Raw genomic sequence first — 13,121 nt, 5'->3', positions numbered from 1 at the left:
CACGCGCCGAACGACTGAGCGGAGCCGAACGATGCAGGACGTCCCCACGCTGGTGGAACAGGCCCGGGAAGGGCGGCCCAGGGCCGTGGCCCGGCTGATCTCGCTGGTCGAGGGGGCGTCCCCGCAGCTCCGCGAGGTGATGGCGGCACTGGCGCCGCTGGCGGGCAACGCGTACGTGGTCGGGCTGACCGGGTCGCCGGGGGTCGGTAAGTCGACCTCCACCTCGGCGCTGGTGGCGTCGTACCGACGGGCCGGGAAGCGGGTCGCGGTCCTCGCCGTCGACCCGTCCTCGCCCTTCTCCGGCGGCGCGCTGCTCGGCGACCGCATCCGGATGGCCGACCACGCGTCCGACCCCGGCGTCTACATCCGGTCGATGGCGACACGGGGCCACCTGGGCGGCCTGGCCTGGGCCGCCCCGCAGGCCATCCGTGTCCTCGACGCGGCGGGCTTCGACGTGGTGCTCGTCGAGACGGTCGGCGTCGGACAGTCGGAGGTCGAGATTGCCTCGCAGGCGGACACCTCGGTGGTGCTGCTCGCACCCGGGATGGGCGACGGGATCCAGGCCGCGAAGGCCGGGATCCTGGAGATCGGCGATGTGTACGTCGTCAACAAGGCGGACCGGGACGGCGCCGACGCGACGGTCCGCGAGCTGAACCACATGCTGGGCCTGGGGGAGTCCCGGGGCCCCGGCGACTGGCGCCCCCCGATCGTGAAGACGGTCGCCGCGCGCGGCGAGGGCGTCGACGAGGTCGTCGAGGCGCTGGAGAAGCACCGGGCGTGGATGGAGGAGCACGGCGTGCTGGTCGCACGGCGTGCGGCGCGGGCGGCCCACGAGGTGGAGACGATCGCCGTCACGACACTGCGGGAACGGATCGGCTCCCTGCGCGGCGACCGCCGACTCGACGCGCTGGCGGCGCGGATCGTGGCGGGCGAACTGGACCCGTACGCGGCGGCGGACGAACTGGTGACGGGGGTCACGGAGAGCGGCTGAGGGCCGCTGGGCGCGGGGCGGTGGGTGGGGTGTACGTGCGGGCTGCTGGGCGCGGGGCGGTGGGTGGGTGGGCTGTACGTGCGGGTGCGTCGTGGCTGGTCGCGCAGTTCCCCGCGCCCCTAAATGCCTGCCCCCGTGGGCGGCTGACGCCGCCGGCCCCCCACTGCGGCACGCCCCTCCCGCGACTGCACGCCCTCGCGACCGCCCACCCCGCCCGCGGAAAATTGCTCAGCAACTCCCGCCCCCCACTGCTAGCTTGACCCGCATGATCCTCCCCCGTGTGTAGGAGCCGCCGCTCCACGACCCAGCCCGGTCGTGGCACCGGTATGCCCTCCCGCTCCCGCACACCTTCTGGGGAACACCCATGCCCTCGTACGCCGCCGTCCTCCGCACCCCCCACGCCTCCCGCACCTTCGCCGCCGCGCTTCTCGGGCGGCTTTCGTACGGGGTGCTGCCGCTGCCCCTCGTCCTGACCGTGAAGAACGCCACCGGCTCCTACGCCGCCGCCGGCGTCGTCATGGCCGTCTTCGGGGCGTGCAGCGTCCTGCTCGGCCCCGTCCGCGCCGGGTTCGTCGACCGGTACGGGCCGCGGCGCGCGCTGCTGCCCCTGGCCACCGCGTACGCCGCCCTCCTCCTCACCTTCGCCCTCGTCTGCTGGCGGCCGGGAGCCCCCACCCCGCTGATCACCCTCATCGCCGCACTCACCGGTGCCTGCTGTCCGCCGCTCGGGCCGACCATGCGGGTCCTCTGGGGGCGGCTGATGCCCGACCGGGCGATGCTCCAGCGGGCGTACAGCCTGGACGGGGTGGTCGAGGAACTCCTCTTCGTGGCGGGCCCGCTGCTGGTGGGCATCCCCGCCGTGTACGCCTTCCCCGCGATCGGAGTCCTGGCCGCCGCGGGTCTCGTACTGGTCGGCACGGCCGCCCTGGCGACCTCGCCGATCGCGACGCACAGCGGGGACGGCCCCGCAGCCACCGGAGCCCCGGGCAAGCGGTCCCGTACCCGCATCCCCGGCCTCGCCCTCCCCATGGCAGTCGCCGCGGCCGTCGGCCTCTCCCTCGGCGGTGTCGGTCTCCTCGGGATCGCCTTCACCGAGAGCCACGGCCGCCCCGAGGCCATCAGCTGGGTGGAGGCCTCGCTCGTGGTGGGCAGCGCGGTCGGCGGGCTTGTCTACGGGGCCGTCAACTGGCGTGCCGGGGCCCGCACCCGCCTGCTGGCGACCGCGCTGCTGCTGGGCTGCGCCCTGGCCGCGGCCGGCTTCTCGCCCGGGGTGTACGTCTACGCCCCGGCCGCAGCGATCACCGGGCTCTTCATCGCCCCGGCCATCACCACCGCGTACCTCATCGCCGACGAGGCGGCCGGTCCTGACTCCCGTGCCAGGGCCGGAGCCTGGGTCAACGCCGCTCTGAACGCCGGGACTTCGACCGGCACCGCGGTGGTCGGCCTGCTGGTGGGGCGGGTGCCGCTGCCCCTGTGCTTCGTGCTCGTCGCCGTACCGGTGCTCTGCGCCGCGGGGACGGGCTTCGTCCTGCGGAGCCGGAACCGGGGCCGGAACGGGAATGCGGATCAGTCGTCGGAGTCGGTTCCGGTGGCGGAGCCGGCCGTGGCGCGGTCGTCCGTTCCTTCGTCGTCGGTCCCGTCGTCGTCCTGATCCCGTACCACCGTCGCCTTCCCGGTCCTCGCGTCCACGTTCACGTCGTGCTCGCGGCCGTCCTTGTCCCGGACCTCGACCTCCCAGTGGCCGCGTTCCAGGTCGACCTCGGTCACCCGGCCGCCGGGCGTGGTCTTCAGGGCGGCCTCCATGGCCTTCTGGACGCTGATGTCCGCACCCCTCGGGGCGCGATCGTTGCGGTCGTCGTTGTCGGCGTCGAGGTGCTGGTCGACGACCTTGGAGCCGGACGGGTCCACCGTCACGTCGTGCCACTTGCTGTCCTTGCCGAACACGTCGACGTCCCACTCCCGGCCGTCGTTCTCCAGGTCCAGGCCGGTCACGGTGCCGGGGACGGCGGACGCGGCGGTGTCGACGGCCTTGTTCGCGTTCGTGCCGGAGTTCTCCGCGGCGGCGGTCGACGCCCGGGTGCCGTCCGACGGCAGGCTCAGTGCCGTTGCCGTGCCTCCGCCGACGAGTACGACGGCGACTGCCGTGGCGATGACGAGCTTGCGGTTCATGGGGTCCTCCCGAGTTCCGGAAACCGGTGTTCCGCACACCGGTGGTGCCTGGTACGTCCACCAATCTGGACCCGGGATGCTGAACGCCGCCTGAAGCCGCCTGAAGCCCGTTTCAGGTTGGTGCTGCGACTCTTGTCCTCATGCGCCTGTTGATCGTGGAGGACGAGAAGCGGCTCGCGGTGTCCCTGGCCAGGGGACTCACCGCCGAGGGCTTCGCCGTGGATGTGGTCCATGACGGGCTGGAGGGGCTGCACCGCGCGAGCGAGACCGCGTACGACCTGCTGGTCCTCGACATCATGCTGCCCGGGATGAACGGCTACCGGGTGTGCGCCACCCTCCGCGCCGCCGGGAACGACGTGCCGATCCTGATGCTGACCGCCAAGGACGGCGAGTACGACGAGGCGGAGGGGCTGGACACCGGGGCCGACGACTACCTGACGAAACCCTTCTCGTACGTCGTCCTGCTCGCCCGCATCCGGGCCCTGCTGCGGCGCCGGGGGAGTGCCGGGCAGTCCCCGACCCTGACCGTCGGCGCGCTCACCCTCGACACCGCGGCCCGGCGCGTGCACTGCGGCGGGGACGAAGTCAATCTTACGGCAAAGGAGTTCGCGGTCCTTGAGCAGCTCGCGCTGCGGCCGGGGGCCGTCGTCAGCAAGGCGGAGATGCTGGAGCACGTCTGGGACTTCGCCTACGACGGCGACCCCAACATCGTCGAGGTGTACATCTCGACGCTGCGGCGGAAGCTGGGGGCCGAGCGCATCCAGACCGTGCGCGGGGCCGGGTACCGCCTGGTGGCGCTGGGATGATGCGCTCCGTACGGGCCAGGGCCGCCCTCGGGGCCACCGCCGTCGTCGCCGTCGCGCTGATCGCCGCCGGGCTCGCGGTCCTGCTCGTCCTGCACTCCAACCTCACCGACCAGGCCGACCTCCAGGCCGAGGTCGCCGCCCAGGAGGTGGCCTCGCAGGTCGCCCTGGGTGTTCCCTACGCAAAGCTGGAGCTGCCGGACAAGGAGGAGAACCCGGTTCAAATCCTCACCGAGAAGGGCGAGTTGGTGGCCGCCAGCAAGAAGCTGGAGGCGATCTCGGGGACCGGCAGCGGGCAGGTGAAACCGGTCGCACCCGGGCGGGCCCCGGTGGACGGGGACAGTGACGACGACCGGGACGACAGCGACGACGACCGCGGCGATCCCGGCCGTGGCGAGGTCTCCCGCGACGAGCCCGCCCACAGCTCCGGCACCGCGACCGTCGACGGCGACACCGCCGACTACCGGTTCGCCGCCGTCGAGGCCACGACCCGTGACGGGGAGACCGTGACCGTGTACGCGGGGGCGCCGCTCGCCACCGAGCAGGGCGCCGTCGAGACCGTGCGCTCCGCGATGCTGGTGGGGCTGCCGGTGCTGCTGGTGGTCGTCGGCGGGGTGACCTGGCTGGTCACCCGGCGGGCGCTGCGGCCCGTCGAGGGCATCCGGCGAGAGATGGCCGCCATCACCGCGTCGGAGGACCTCAGCCGCCGGGTGCCCGCGCCCGGCACCGGCGACGAGGTGGACCGGCTCGCCGTCACCACCAACGAGACCCTGGCCGCCCTGGAGCGCTCCGTCGACCGGCAGCGCCGCTTCGTCGCCGACGCCTCGCACGAGCTGCGCAGCCCGATCGCCTCGCTGCGGACCCAGCTCGAAGTGGCCGCCGCGCACCCGGAGTTGCTCGATCTGGAGGGCGCCGTCGAGGACACCGTACGGCTGCAGGATCTGGCCGCCGACCTGCTGCTGCTCGCCCGGCTCGACGCGGGCGAGAAGCCGGGGGCGGCCCGGCTCGACCTGTCCGCGCTCGTACGGAAGGAACTCGCGCAGCGTGCGGACGGCGACCGGCATCCGGTGTCGGCCACGCTGGCGGACGGCGTCGAAGTGGCCGGGTCCCGCGGTCAGTTGGTGCGGGTGCTGGGCAATCTTCTCGACAACGCGCAGCGCCACGCGGAGAGTTCGGTCGCGGTGACGCTGGGCGGGGGGGAAGCCGGGCGGGTGGTGCTGGAGGTCGCCGACGACGGGGGCGGGGTGCCGGAGGCCGAGCGGGAGCGGATCTTCGAGCGGTTCGTCCGGCTCGACGACGCGCGGAGCCGGGACGACGGCGGGGCCGGTCTCGGCCTGGCCATCGCCCGGGACGTCGCACGCCGGCACGGCGGAACACTGACGGTGCGTCAAGCCCCGGGCGGGGGTGCGGTGTTCACGCTCGTACTGCCCGGTCCGCAGGGGCCGTCCGGCCCGTAGGGGCTACGCCTTGCCGCGCCTGCCGCGCAGCTCCTCCGTCATCGGGGTGAGCGAGGCGTGCAGCTGGAGCAGTTCCTCCGGCGGCATCGTGTCGATGAAGTGGCGGCGTACGGACGCCACGTGGTGCGGGGCGACCTTCTGCATCATTTCGTCGCCCTGCTCGGTGAGGACGGCATACAGCCCGCGCCGGTCCGACTCGCAGTTCTCGCGGCGGACCAGGCCCGCGGTCTCCATGCGGGTGATCTGGTGCGAGAGGCGGCTCTTGGACTGGAGGGTGGCGGTCGCCAGGTCGCTCATCCGCAGCCGCTTGTCGGCGGACTCGGAGAGGTTGACCAGGATCTCGTAGTCGTTGTTGGTCAGGCCGAACGGCTGGAGGTCCTTCTCCAGTTGGTGCATCAGCAGCTTGCTGGCGTCCAGCCAGGTCCGCCAGGCGCACTGCTCGGCGTCGCTGAGCCAGGGGGCGGCGGTGCCATCGGAGGAGAGGTCGCTGTCCTTGGGGGGCATGGTCGGATTCTACCTAAGAAGTTGAATACTGGACAAAGTTTGGGAGTGTGACTCCGGGCACGCCGGGGCGCCGAGAGGCGCGCAGGGGTGCCCGGAGTGAACGGTCACGTTCCGCAGACTACCGGTCACAGTCCGAACCGGCGCTGGAGGTCGCCCAGTTGACCCGGAAGCCGTGGCGCCGAGCCCTGTGCGCCCTGCTGGCCGCCGGCCGGACCGCCGCTGCCCGGCACCCCCGCATTCTGCCCGGCGCCGGCACCCACCGCGCCCACGGCCTGCTCCGCCATCAGCAGCTCGGTCGACTGGAGCAGCACCGTACCCGTCCCGACGAACTCGAACTGGTGCTCCTCGCCGGACGCCCCGCCGATCCCGGTCATCGCCCGCAGGCCGCCCATGAGACCGGTCATGTACCCGTGGTCGTAGTGGTGGCAGGGGGACGGGCAGTCCGCCCAGCCGACCAGGGCCTGCGGGTCGACGCGGATCGGCGGCTCCATGAAGACCACCGGGCCGTTGGAGGCCGCGACGAACTTGCCCGTACCGATCAGGGTGAGGAAGCCCGGCACGATCGACTGCTTCAGCGCGAGGGTGGGCTGGTAGGCGAGGAGGTTGCCCGCCCGGATCGTCAGGTTGCCCTCCTCCAGGTCGAAGGAGTTCACGTCGAAGGCGCGGTCGGCGAGCAGCATCTTGCCGCTGCCCTCGGCGACCACCCAGTCACTGACGTGCAGCGGGGAGTGGAAGGAGGTCCGCAGCAGCCGGTCGAAGCGGCCGTGGCCGATGCCGTTGAACTCGATCTGCCCGTAGTAGGCGATCATCTTGCCCTTCTGCAGGAACCACTGGCTCCCCTTGAGCTCCACGCAGAAGGTGTACGGATTGACGTTGTCGTCCGAGGGGAGGGTGTGCGGGTCGAGCACTACGGGGCCGGTCACAGCTTCTCCTCGGATGCCTGGACGTACACCGCGCCCTGGCCGGACAGCTCCAGCTGGAACGCCTCGCCGGAGCCGCGTCCCACCATGTCGCGCCAGCCGAGCGCGGTCGACAGCTTGTTGCGCACGTCCCCGTGGTGGGCGACGTACGCCTGCGGGTCGACGTGCACCGGGCGCTGCGGGGTGATCGGCAGTTCGATGACGCCGCCGTGCGCCATGACGGCGACCGCGCCGTGGCCCTTGAGGGTGGTGGTGAAGAGGCCCTGCCCCGTCACCTGGCCGCGGACCATGCCCATGACCCCGCCCTGCGAGCCCATGAACATCGTGCCCTGCTGGAGGGCCCCGTCGAAGGCGAGGAGGCGGTCGGCCTCCACGTACAGGGTGTCCCCGGCGAGGTTGATCACCTGGATGTGGTGGCCGCCGTGGCCGAACATCACGGTGCCGCTGCCCTCGACCGTCATCAGCGGGGTGGCCTCGTTGGCCACCCTGCGGCCGATCATCGACATGACGCCGCCCTGGCCGCCCTGGATGTTCGGGGTGAAGGACACGTCGCCCTTGTAGGCGAGCATCGCGCCGCGCTGGCTGTGCATCTTCTGGCCCGGCTGGACCTGCGCCTCGACCATCCGGGAGTTGATCTCGCGGAACGGCATCAGACGTCGCCCCCGATCGTGTTGCGCTCGCTGGGCTGGACGTACACCAGGCCCTCGCCCTCGAAGCGGATCTGGAAGGCCTCGCCGGAACCCTCGCCGATGAAGGTCCGGAAATTGACCCCCGACTGGAAGGACTGGCGGAGGTTTCCGGTGTGCGCGATGTACGCGCCCGGGTCGACCTGGAGCGGGTACTGGGCGGACACCCGCAGGACGACCGCCTGGCCGTCGGAGGTGAGGGCCGCCTGGCCGTGCCCCTCCACGGTCGTGGTGAACAGGCCGTTGCCCGTCGCGCCGCCGCGCAGCCCGGTGAAGGTGGTGCCGGTGCGCAGCGACGCGTCCGTGCACAGCAGGTTGCTGGACTCGACGTACAGCTTCTCGCCGGTCAGGCTCACCAGGTTGATCTCGCTGGCGCGGTCGGCGAAGTAGCACGTGCCGTGCCCCTTCGCCTCCATCACCGTCATCTGTTCGCCGGTGAGGCGACGGGTCACCATGCCGCGCACGCCTTCACCGCCGCCGGTCATCTTCTTGAAGGCGATCTGGCCGTCGTACGCCACCATGGAGCCGTTTTTCGCTTTGACGGCGTCCCCGGTCATGTCGACGGCGAGCACCTTGCTGCCTTGGAGTCGGAACTGAGCCACGGATCGACGGTATCCGCACGATGCGTCCGCTACCAGGGTCTTCGGACGGATACCGGCCGGGATTCGACCCCGGTCCGTCCCCGGTCCGCCTTCCCCGTGCCCAGGACCCGACCCTGAGCCAAAGGTTGGCAAAGCCGGATGCCACAATGGTTCCGCGCTTGTGCATACGTTCACAAGATCGCGACTCCTGGTGCCCCCGGCTCCCGGCCCTGCCTCCACCCCGACGACGAAGGTTGCCCTTCCGTGGATCTCAAGACCGCTTCCGCACTCCGCCGCCTCCGCCTGGTCTCCGCCCCCGAAGCGGTGTCCTTCCTGCTGCTGCTCGTCTGCTCGGTGCTCAAGCGCACCACGGACTTCAACGCGGTCCCGGCCATGGGCGCGATCCACGGCCTCCTCTTCGTGGTGTACGTCCTCTTCTGGGCCGACGCGTGGAACAGGACCAAGTGGCCGCTGAAGACCGCCGCCTTCTACTTCGTGATGTCGGTCCTGCCGCTCGGCGGCTTCTTCGCGGAGCGGAAGCTCAAGGCCGAGGGCGAGCGCGCCGTGATCGCCGCCCGCGCCCGCAAGGAGGCGACCGCCGCATGATCGTCGCCTTCTCCGTCACGCCGCTGGGCGTGGGCGAGGACGTCGGGGAGTACGTCGCCGACGCCGTGCGCGTGGTCCGGGAGTCCGGGCTGCCGAACCGTACGGACGCGATGTTCACCTCGGTCGAGGGGGAGTGGGACGAGGTCATGGACGTGGTCAAGCGCGCCGTGGCTGCCGTGGAAGCGCGGGCGCCGCGCGTCTCGGTCGTCCTGAAGGCGGACATCCGCCCGTCGGTCACCGACGGCCTGACCTCCAAGGTCGAGACGGTGGAACGGCATTTGTCCGCCTGAGTCGCTGGTATCTCCGGGGAGAGCCCTCGGGGCATAGGGCAGGGGGTTCTCTGCTGCCGCCATTCTGAGCAACTTCTCCCTTTCCTGGTGATCACCGGAACGGGCGTCTCGCCGGTTCTGTCAGTAGCGCTCCCGGATTCAGCCCAGAGGCATAGTCGAACGTGCATTCGGGGCGGAGCGGGATGAGGGGAAGTGAAGGGGCGGGAGGTTACGCAAGTTCACCGGATCGGATGAGCCAGTGGGAATTCACCTTCGGGTCAAGATCAGGTGTCTAGGCTCCGGTGTCATGCAGTTGCGGTATGCCTTTCGGCTTGAACCGACGCCCGCCCAGCAGGTGTTGCTGGCGCGGACGTTTGGTTGTGCGCGGGTGGTTTTCAACGATGCCCTCGCGCTGCGACGGGCTGCGTACACGGCGAATGAGCCGTGGATCGGCGCCGGGGATCTGTCCAAAATTGTGCTCACCCAAGGCAAGAAACGCACTGAGCGGGCCTGGCTGGGCGGGGTTTCCTCAGTCGTCCTCCAGCAGTCCCTGCGGGACTTGGAGTCCGCCTATTCTGCGTTCTTCGACTCCCGCAGCGGCAAGCGTAAGGGGCCGCGGGTAGGCCCGCCGTCGTTCAAGTCCCGTAAGGACAAGAGGCAGTCGGTCCGTTTTACCGCGAACGCCCGCTGGAAGATCACAGGTGCGGGGCGGCTGGTCCTGCCGAAGATCGGCGAACTGAAGGTGCGCTGGTCGCGGACCCTGCCCATCACCCCGTCCACGGTCACCGTGATCAAGGACGCTGCTGGCCGGTTCTTCGCCTCGTTCATCATCGAGACCGACCCGGACACCGACGCCCAGCGCTGGCCGGTGGAGGACGTGGCCGGCCGGGAGACCGGCCTCGACATGGGCCTCACGCACTTCGCAGTCCTGGACAGCGGCGAGAAGATCGCCTCACCCCGGTTCCTGCGCCGCGCGGAAAAGAACCTCAGGAAACTCCAGCGCAGGCACTCCCGCAAACAGAAGGGATCAAGGAACAAGGAGAAGGCCCGGCGCGCACTGGCCCGCCAGCACGCCAAAGTTGCCGACGCCCGCCACCACTTCCACCATGAGCTGTCCTCCCGGCTGGTCCGCGAACACCAAGCGGTCTACGTCGAGACGCTCAACGTGAAGGGCATGGCCCGCGGCAACCTCGCCAAGTCCATTCACGATGCGGGCTGGTCGAGCTTCCTGACCATGCTCGAATACAAAGCAGCCCGGTACGGGCGCGTCTTCCAGCGGGTCGGGCGGAGCTTCCCCTCCTCCCAGCGCTGCTCGGTCTGCCACCGCATCGACGGCCCCAAACCGTTGAACGTCCGCACCTGGACCTGCTCCGGCTGTGGGACCGTGCACGACCGGGATACCAATGCCGCCGACAACACCCTTCAAGAGGGAAGACGGCTGCACACACTGAATCTCAAGGTCGCCGAGGGATATCGCGGAGACCCAAAACGCCTGCGGAGCGACGGTAAGACCAGGGGCGTAAGGTCCCGGCACGGCGCAGTGAAACAGGAAGCCACGGAATCCCCCACCCACCACCGTGCCACGAAGCGGCACAGCACCGGGTGAGGGAAGGCCAGAATCCTCGGGCTTCAGTCCGAAGAGCATGTCAATGGCGGTACGTGCCGAAGCCTCAGGGTGTCCGCTTCTTCACCGGTACGGCTACCGGTTGCGCTGGAGGCGCCTCGGCGGGGCGGCGGCGGCCGGGCCCGCGCTTGCCGTCGACGAGTCGGAGCTCGCGGGCGGCGCCCCTGCACGTGCCGCAATACTTCTACGCGGCAGCCCTCCTTCTATAGCCGCTGCCCGGCACACCCCCTGCTCGCTGCTGCCGAGGCACCCCGCCAGCCCCGTTTGGAAGCCCCCTATCCTCACCGCTCCGGAGCTGGACGAGCCGGGGCGCGATGAGCGCCCTGGACGCGCTGGAGTAGTTGGCGGGGCTGGTCGGGGTGCTGGAGGAGCTGGGGCCGGTCGCCCAGCGGGCGGTCAGGCTGCGCCTGCGCAAGGTTCGTCGCCAGGGGTAAGCGGGCTGCTGGATGTGAGTGGTCGTCGCTTACCTGCGGCGCCGTCGTGGCTGGTCGCGCCCACGCGGCGGAGCCGCATATCCGATACAGCCCCGCGCCCCTTTGGGGCGCTCCCGTGGGGCGTCGCGTGGGCCGTTGCGGTCCCTCCATCGGACTCCCCGAGTCGCAGGGCGCGTCAATCTGCCTTTTTGTTGGACTTGTGAGGTATGGGCCTCACGGAACCAGCTTGGAGGCAGTGTGTTGCCGGAGGGCTACGACTACGAGAAGCACAGCCGCCTCGCCGGGCCGCTCACGGACCCGGGGGCCGGCCCCTACACGGTCCAGTACACGAGCCTGCTCTCCAAGGAGCCCCACCGAATACGAGCCGTCCTCCTCATGATGCTCGCCCCGCTGCTCTCGGCGGTGCTGCTGGCGTACCTGGTCTGGCCCTCGCACTGGACCGAGCGGGAGAACGCCGACCCCTGGCTCGTCCGCGCCGACTACACGATGCTCGGCGCGATCGCTTTCATCATGTTCTTCATGCTGCTGAACGTGGTGTCGATCGCGCACGCCACGATGGTCGCCCGCGACCCGGTCCCGGTCACCGCCGAGAAGGGCACCCGCGTCGCGTTCCTCACGACGTACGTCCCCGGCAAGGAGCCCCTCGCCATGGTCCGGGCCACCCTTGAGGGTGCGGTCGGGGTCCGGCACGACGGGCCGCTCGACGTCTGGCTGCTCGACGAGGGCGACGACCCCGCGGCGAAGGAGCTCTGCGAAGAGCTGGGCGTACGCCACTTCACCCGCAAGGGCATCCCGGACTGGAACCAGAAGCGCGGCCCGCACCGCGCCAGGACCAAGCACGGCAACTACAACGCCTGGCTGGCCATGCACGGCGGCTCCTACGACTACTTCGCCTCCGTCGACACCGACCACGTCCCGCTGCCCAACTACCTGGAGCGGATGCTCGGTTACTTCCGCGACCCCGACGTCGCCTTCGTCGTCGGCCCGCAGGTGTACGGCAACTACACGGCCGCCGTCACCAAGGCCGCCGAGTCGCAGCAGTACCTCTTCCACGCGCTCATCCAGCGGGCCGGCAACCGCTACCGCGCGCCCATGTTCGTCGGCACCAACAACGTCGTCCGCGTCACCGCCCTGACCCAGATCGGCGGCCTGTACGACTCGATCACCGAGGACATGGCGACCGGCTTCGAACTGCACCGCCGCAGGAACCCGCGCACCAACCACTTCTGGCGCTCGGTCTACACCCCCGACGTGCTCGCGGTCGGCGAGGGCCCGGCGTCCTGGACGGACTTCTTCACCCAGCAGCTGCGCTGGTCCAGGGGCACGTACGAGACGGTCTTCAAGCAGCTCTGGAAGGCGCCCTTCCGGGTGCCGCCCGGCCGCCTCCTCAACTACGGCCTGATGCTCGTGTACTACCCCATGACGGCGGTCAACTGGCTGCTCGGCATCCTCAGTTGCGTCCTCTTCCTCTGGTTCGGGGCGTCCGGCACCCAGGTCTCCACCTCGGTCTGGCTGATGCTCTACAGCGACGCCGTCGCCCTCCAGATCTGCCTCTACCTGTGGAACCGCCGCCACAACGTCTCCCCGCACGAGCCCGAGGGCTCCGGCGGACTGGCCGGCATGGCGATGTCCGCGATCTGCGCGCCGATCTACCTCAAGTCGCTGGGCGCGGCCCTGGTCGGCCGGCGCGGCCGGTTCGTGGTCACCCCCAAGGGCGGCGAGGCCAGCCCCGACCGGCTGCTGACCTTCCGTATCCACCTCTTCTGGGCCGCGGTGATCATCGCGTCCCTGTGGGCGTCCGTGCACTACGGGCACACGCACGCGGCGATGCGCACCTGGGCCGTACTGGCGCTGATCATCTCGCTCGCGCCGGTCGCCCTGTGGATCTGGAGCCGGCACGCGGAGCGAGGCACGAGCCCCGAGCGCAGCGGTACGAGCCAGGAGCGCGGGCGTACGCACGTCGACGCGGCACCGGAGCGGGCGGCTGCCGCCGGGACACCGGCCCCGGTCACCGCCACCGCGACCGCCGCCACCAGCAACGCGGCCACCGCCAACGCCACCACCGGAGGGAAGTGAC

13 protein-coding genes are annotated in these 13,121 nt (G+C 70.7%); 8 read left to right on the top strand and 5 right to left on the bottom strand.

Features of this window, described 5'->3' with window-relative positions; genetic code table 11:
* Nucleotides 1-31 precede the first annotated feature (31 nt).
* Entirely contained in the window at nt 32-991 is a 960-nt protein-coding gene (meaB, locus tag ACH4SP_RS35675) for a methylmalonyl Co-A mutase-associated GTPase MeaB (protein ID WP_398421378.1), read from the top strand.
* Nucleotides 992-1,355: 364 nt separating this feature from the next.
* Nucleotides 1,356-2,642 (top strand): MFS transporter, encoded by a 1,287-nt coding sequence (locus ACH4SP_RS35670; protein ID WP_398421376.1) that lies wholly within the window; start codon nt 1,356-1,358, stop codon nt 2,640-2,642.
* On the opposite strand, the gene ACH4SP_RS35665 is transcribed toward ACH4SP_RS35670, so the two are convergent.
* Nucleotides 2,558-3,160, bottom strand: coding sequence for a PepSY domain-containing protein (locus tag ACH4SP_RS35665; RefSeq protein WP_398421374.1), 603 nt, complete (start codon nt 3,158-3,160; stop codon nt 2,558-2,560). The two genes, ACH4SP_RS35670 and ACH4SP_RS35665, sit on opposite strands and share 85 nt — an antisense overlap.
* 140 nt (nt 3,161-3,300) lie before the next feature.
* Here ACH4SP_RS35665 and ACH4SP_RS35660 point away from each other — a divergent pair, with 140 nt between their 5' ends.
* Nucleotides 3,301-3,966 carry a response regulator transcription factor gene (locus ACH4SP_RS35660; protein WP_398421372.1) on the top strand — a complete coding sequence of 222 codons (666 nt, stop codon included), beginning with the start codon at nt 3,301-3,303 and terminating at the stop codon, nt 3,964-3,966.
* Nucleotides 3,966-5,420: a sensor histidine kinase gene (locus tag ACH4SP_RS35655; protein ID WP_398421701.1), complete on the top strand. Its 1,455-nt coding sequence runs from the start codon at nt 3,966-3,968 to the stop codon at nt 5,418-5,420. Before ACH4SP_RS35660 ends, ACH4SP_RS35655 begins: the two co-directional genes overlap by 1 nt.
* 3 nt (nt 5,421-5,423) lie before the next feature.
* Here the strand turns inward: ACH4SP_RS35655 and ACH4SP_RS35650 are convergent, their stop codons facing one another.
* The 4 genes from ACH4SP_RS35650 to ACH4SP_RS35635 all read right to left on the bottom strand — a co-directional run bounded on the left by ACH4SP_RS35650 (nt 5,424) and on the right by ACH4SP_RS35635 (nt 8,132).
* Nucleotides 5,424-5,924: a MarR family winged helix-turn-helix transcriptional regulator gene (locus ACH4SP_RS35650; protein WP_398421370.1), complete on the bottom strand. Its 501-nt coding sequence runs from the start codon at nt 5,922-5,924 to the stop codon at nt 5,424-5,426.
* Nucleotides 5,925-6,049: 125 nt separating this feature from the next.
* Nucleotides 6,050-6,847 carry an AIM24 family protein gene (locus ACH4SP_RS35645; RefSeq protein WP_398421368.1) on the bottom strand — a complete coding sequence of 266 codons (798 nt, stop codon included), beginning with the start codon at nt 6,845-6,847 and terminating at the stop codon, nt 6,050-6,052.
* Entirely contained in the window at nt 6,844-7,494 is a 651-nt protein-coding gene (locus tag ACH4SP_RS35640) for an AIM24 family protein (protein WP_398421367.1), read from the bottom strand. The genes ACH4SP_RS35645 and ACH4SP_RS35640 overlap by 4 nt, the downstream gene beginning before the upstream one ends.
* A complete protein-coding gene (locus ACH4SP_RS35635; RefSeq protein WP_398421365.1) occupies nt 7,494-8,132 on the bottom strand; it encodes an AIM24 family protein in 639 nt (212 codons plus the stop codon). The genes ACH4SP_RS35640 and ACH4SP_RS35635 overlap by 1 nt, the downstream gene beginning before the upstream one ends.
* A 243-nt stretch (nt 8,133-8,375) precedes the next feature.
* Between ACH4SP_RS35635 and ACH4SP_RS35630 the strand changes: the two genes are divergently transcribed.
* The 4 genes from ACH4SP_RS35630 to ACH4SP_RS35615 all read left to right on the top strand — a co-directional run bounded on the left by ACH4SP_RS35630 (nt 8,376) and on the right by ACH4SP_RS35615 (nt 13,120).
* Nucleotides 8,376-8,717 (top strand): DUF3817 domain-containing protein, encoded by a 342-nt coding sequence (locus tag ACH4SP_RS35630; RefSeq protein WP_398421363.1) that lies wholly within the window; start codon nt 8,376-8,378, stop codon nt 8,715-8,717.
* Nucleotides 8,714-9,007 (top strand): MTH1187 family thiamine-binding protein, encoded by a 294-nt coding sequence (locus ACH4SP_RS35625; RefSeq protein WP_398421361.1) that lies wholly within the window; start codon nt 8,714-8,716, stop codon nt 9,005-9,007. Before ACH4SP_RS35630 ends, ACH4SP_RS35625 begins: the two co-directional genes overlap by 4 nt.
* Before the next feature lie 286 nt (nt 9,008-9,293).
* Nucleotides 9,294-10,592 (top strand): RNA-guided endonuclease InsQ/TnpB family protein, encoded by a 1,299-nt coding sequence (locus ACH4SP_RS35620; protein WP_398421359.1) that lies wholly within the window; start codon nt 9,294-9,296, stop codon nt 10,590-10,592.
* Nucleotides 10,593-11,281: 689 nt separating this feature from the next.
* A complete protein-coding gene (locus tag ACH4SP_RS35615; RefSeq protein ID WP_398421357.1) occupies nt 11,282-13,120 on the top strand; it encodes a glycosyltransferase family 2 protein in 1,839 nt (612 codons plus the stop codon).
* The last annotated feature ends 1 nt before the right edge of the window (nt 13,121 follow it).

This window comes from Streptomyces sp. NPDC021093 (assembly GCF_044333135.1).
GTDB lineage: Bacteria > Actinomycetota > Actinomycetes > Streptomycetales > Streptomycetaceae > Streptomyces.
The sequence above is the reverse complement of the archived record's forward strand: the minus strand, read 5'-3'. Positions and strand labels throughout refer to the sequence as shown.

Coding starts and splice junctions, on each gene's coding strand:
- ACH4SP_RS35625 (WP_398421361.1), top strand. CDS start 8,714: ATGATCGTCGCCTTCTCCGTCACGCCGCTGGGCGTGGGCGAGGACGTC.
- ACH4SP_RS35640 (WP_398421367.1), bottom strand. CDS start 7,494: ATGCCGTTCCGCGAGATCAACTCCCGGATGGTCGAGGCGCAGGTCCAG.
- ACH4SP_RS35660 (WP_398421372.1), top strand. CDS start 3,301: ATGCGCCTGTTGATCGTGGAGGACGAGAAGCGGCTCGCGGTGTCCCTG.
- ACH4SP_RS35620 (WP_398421359.1), top strand. CDS start 9,294: ATGCAGTTGCGGTATGCCTTTCGGCTTGAACCGACGCCCGCCCAGCAG.
- ACH4SP_RS35670 (WP_398421376.1), top strand. CDS start 1,356: ATGCCCTCGTACGCCGCCGTCCTCCGCACCCCCCACGCCTCCCGCACC.
- ACH4SP_RS35650 (WP_398421370.1), bottom strand. CDS start 5,924: ATGCCCCCCAAGGACAGCGACCTCTCCTCCGATGGCACCGCCGCCCCC.
- meaB (WP_398421378.1), top strand. CDS start 32: ATGCAGGACGTCCCCACGCTGGTGGAACAGGCCCGGGAAGGGCGGCCC.
- ACH4SP_RS35655 (WP_398421701.1), top strand. CDS start 3,966: ATGCGCTCCGTACGGGCCAGGGCCGCCCTCGGGGCCACCGCCGTCGTC.
- ACH4SP_RS35665 (WP_398421374.1), bottom strand. CDS start 3,160: ATGAACCGCAAGCTCGTCATCGCCACGGCAGTCGCCGTCGTACTCGTC.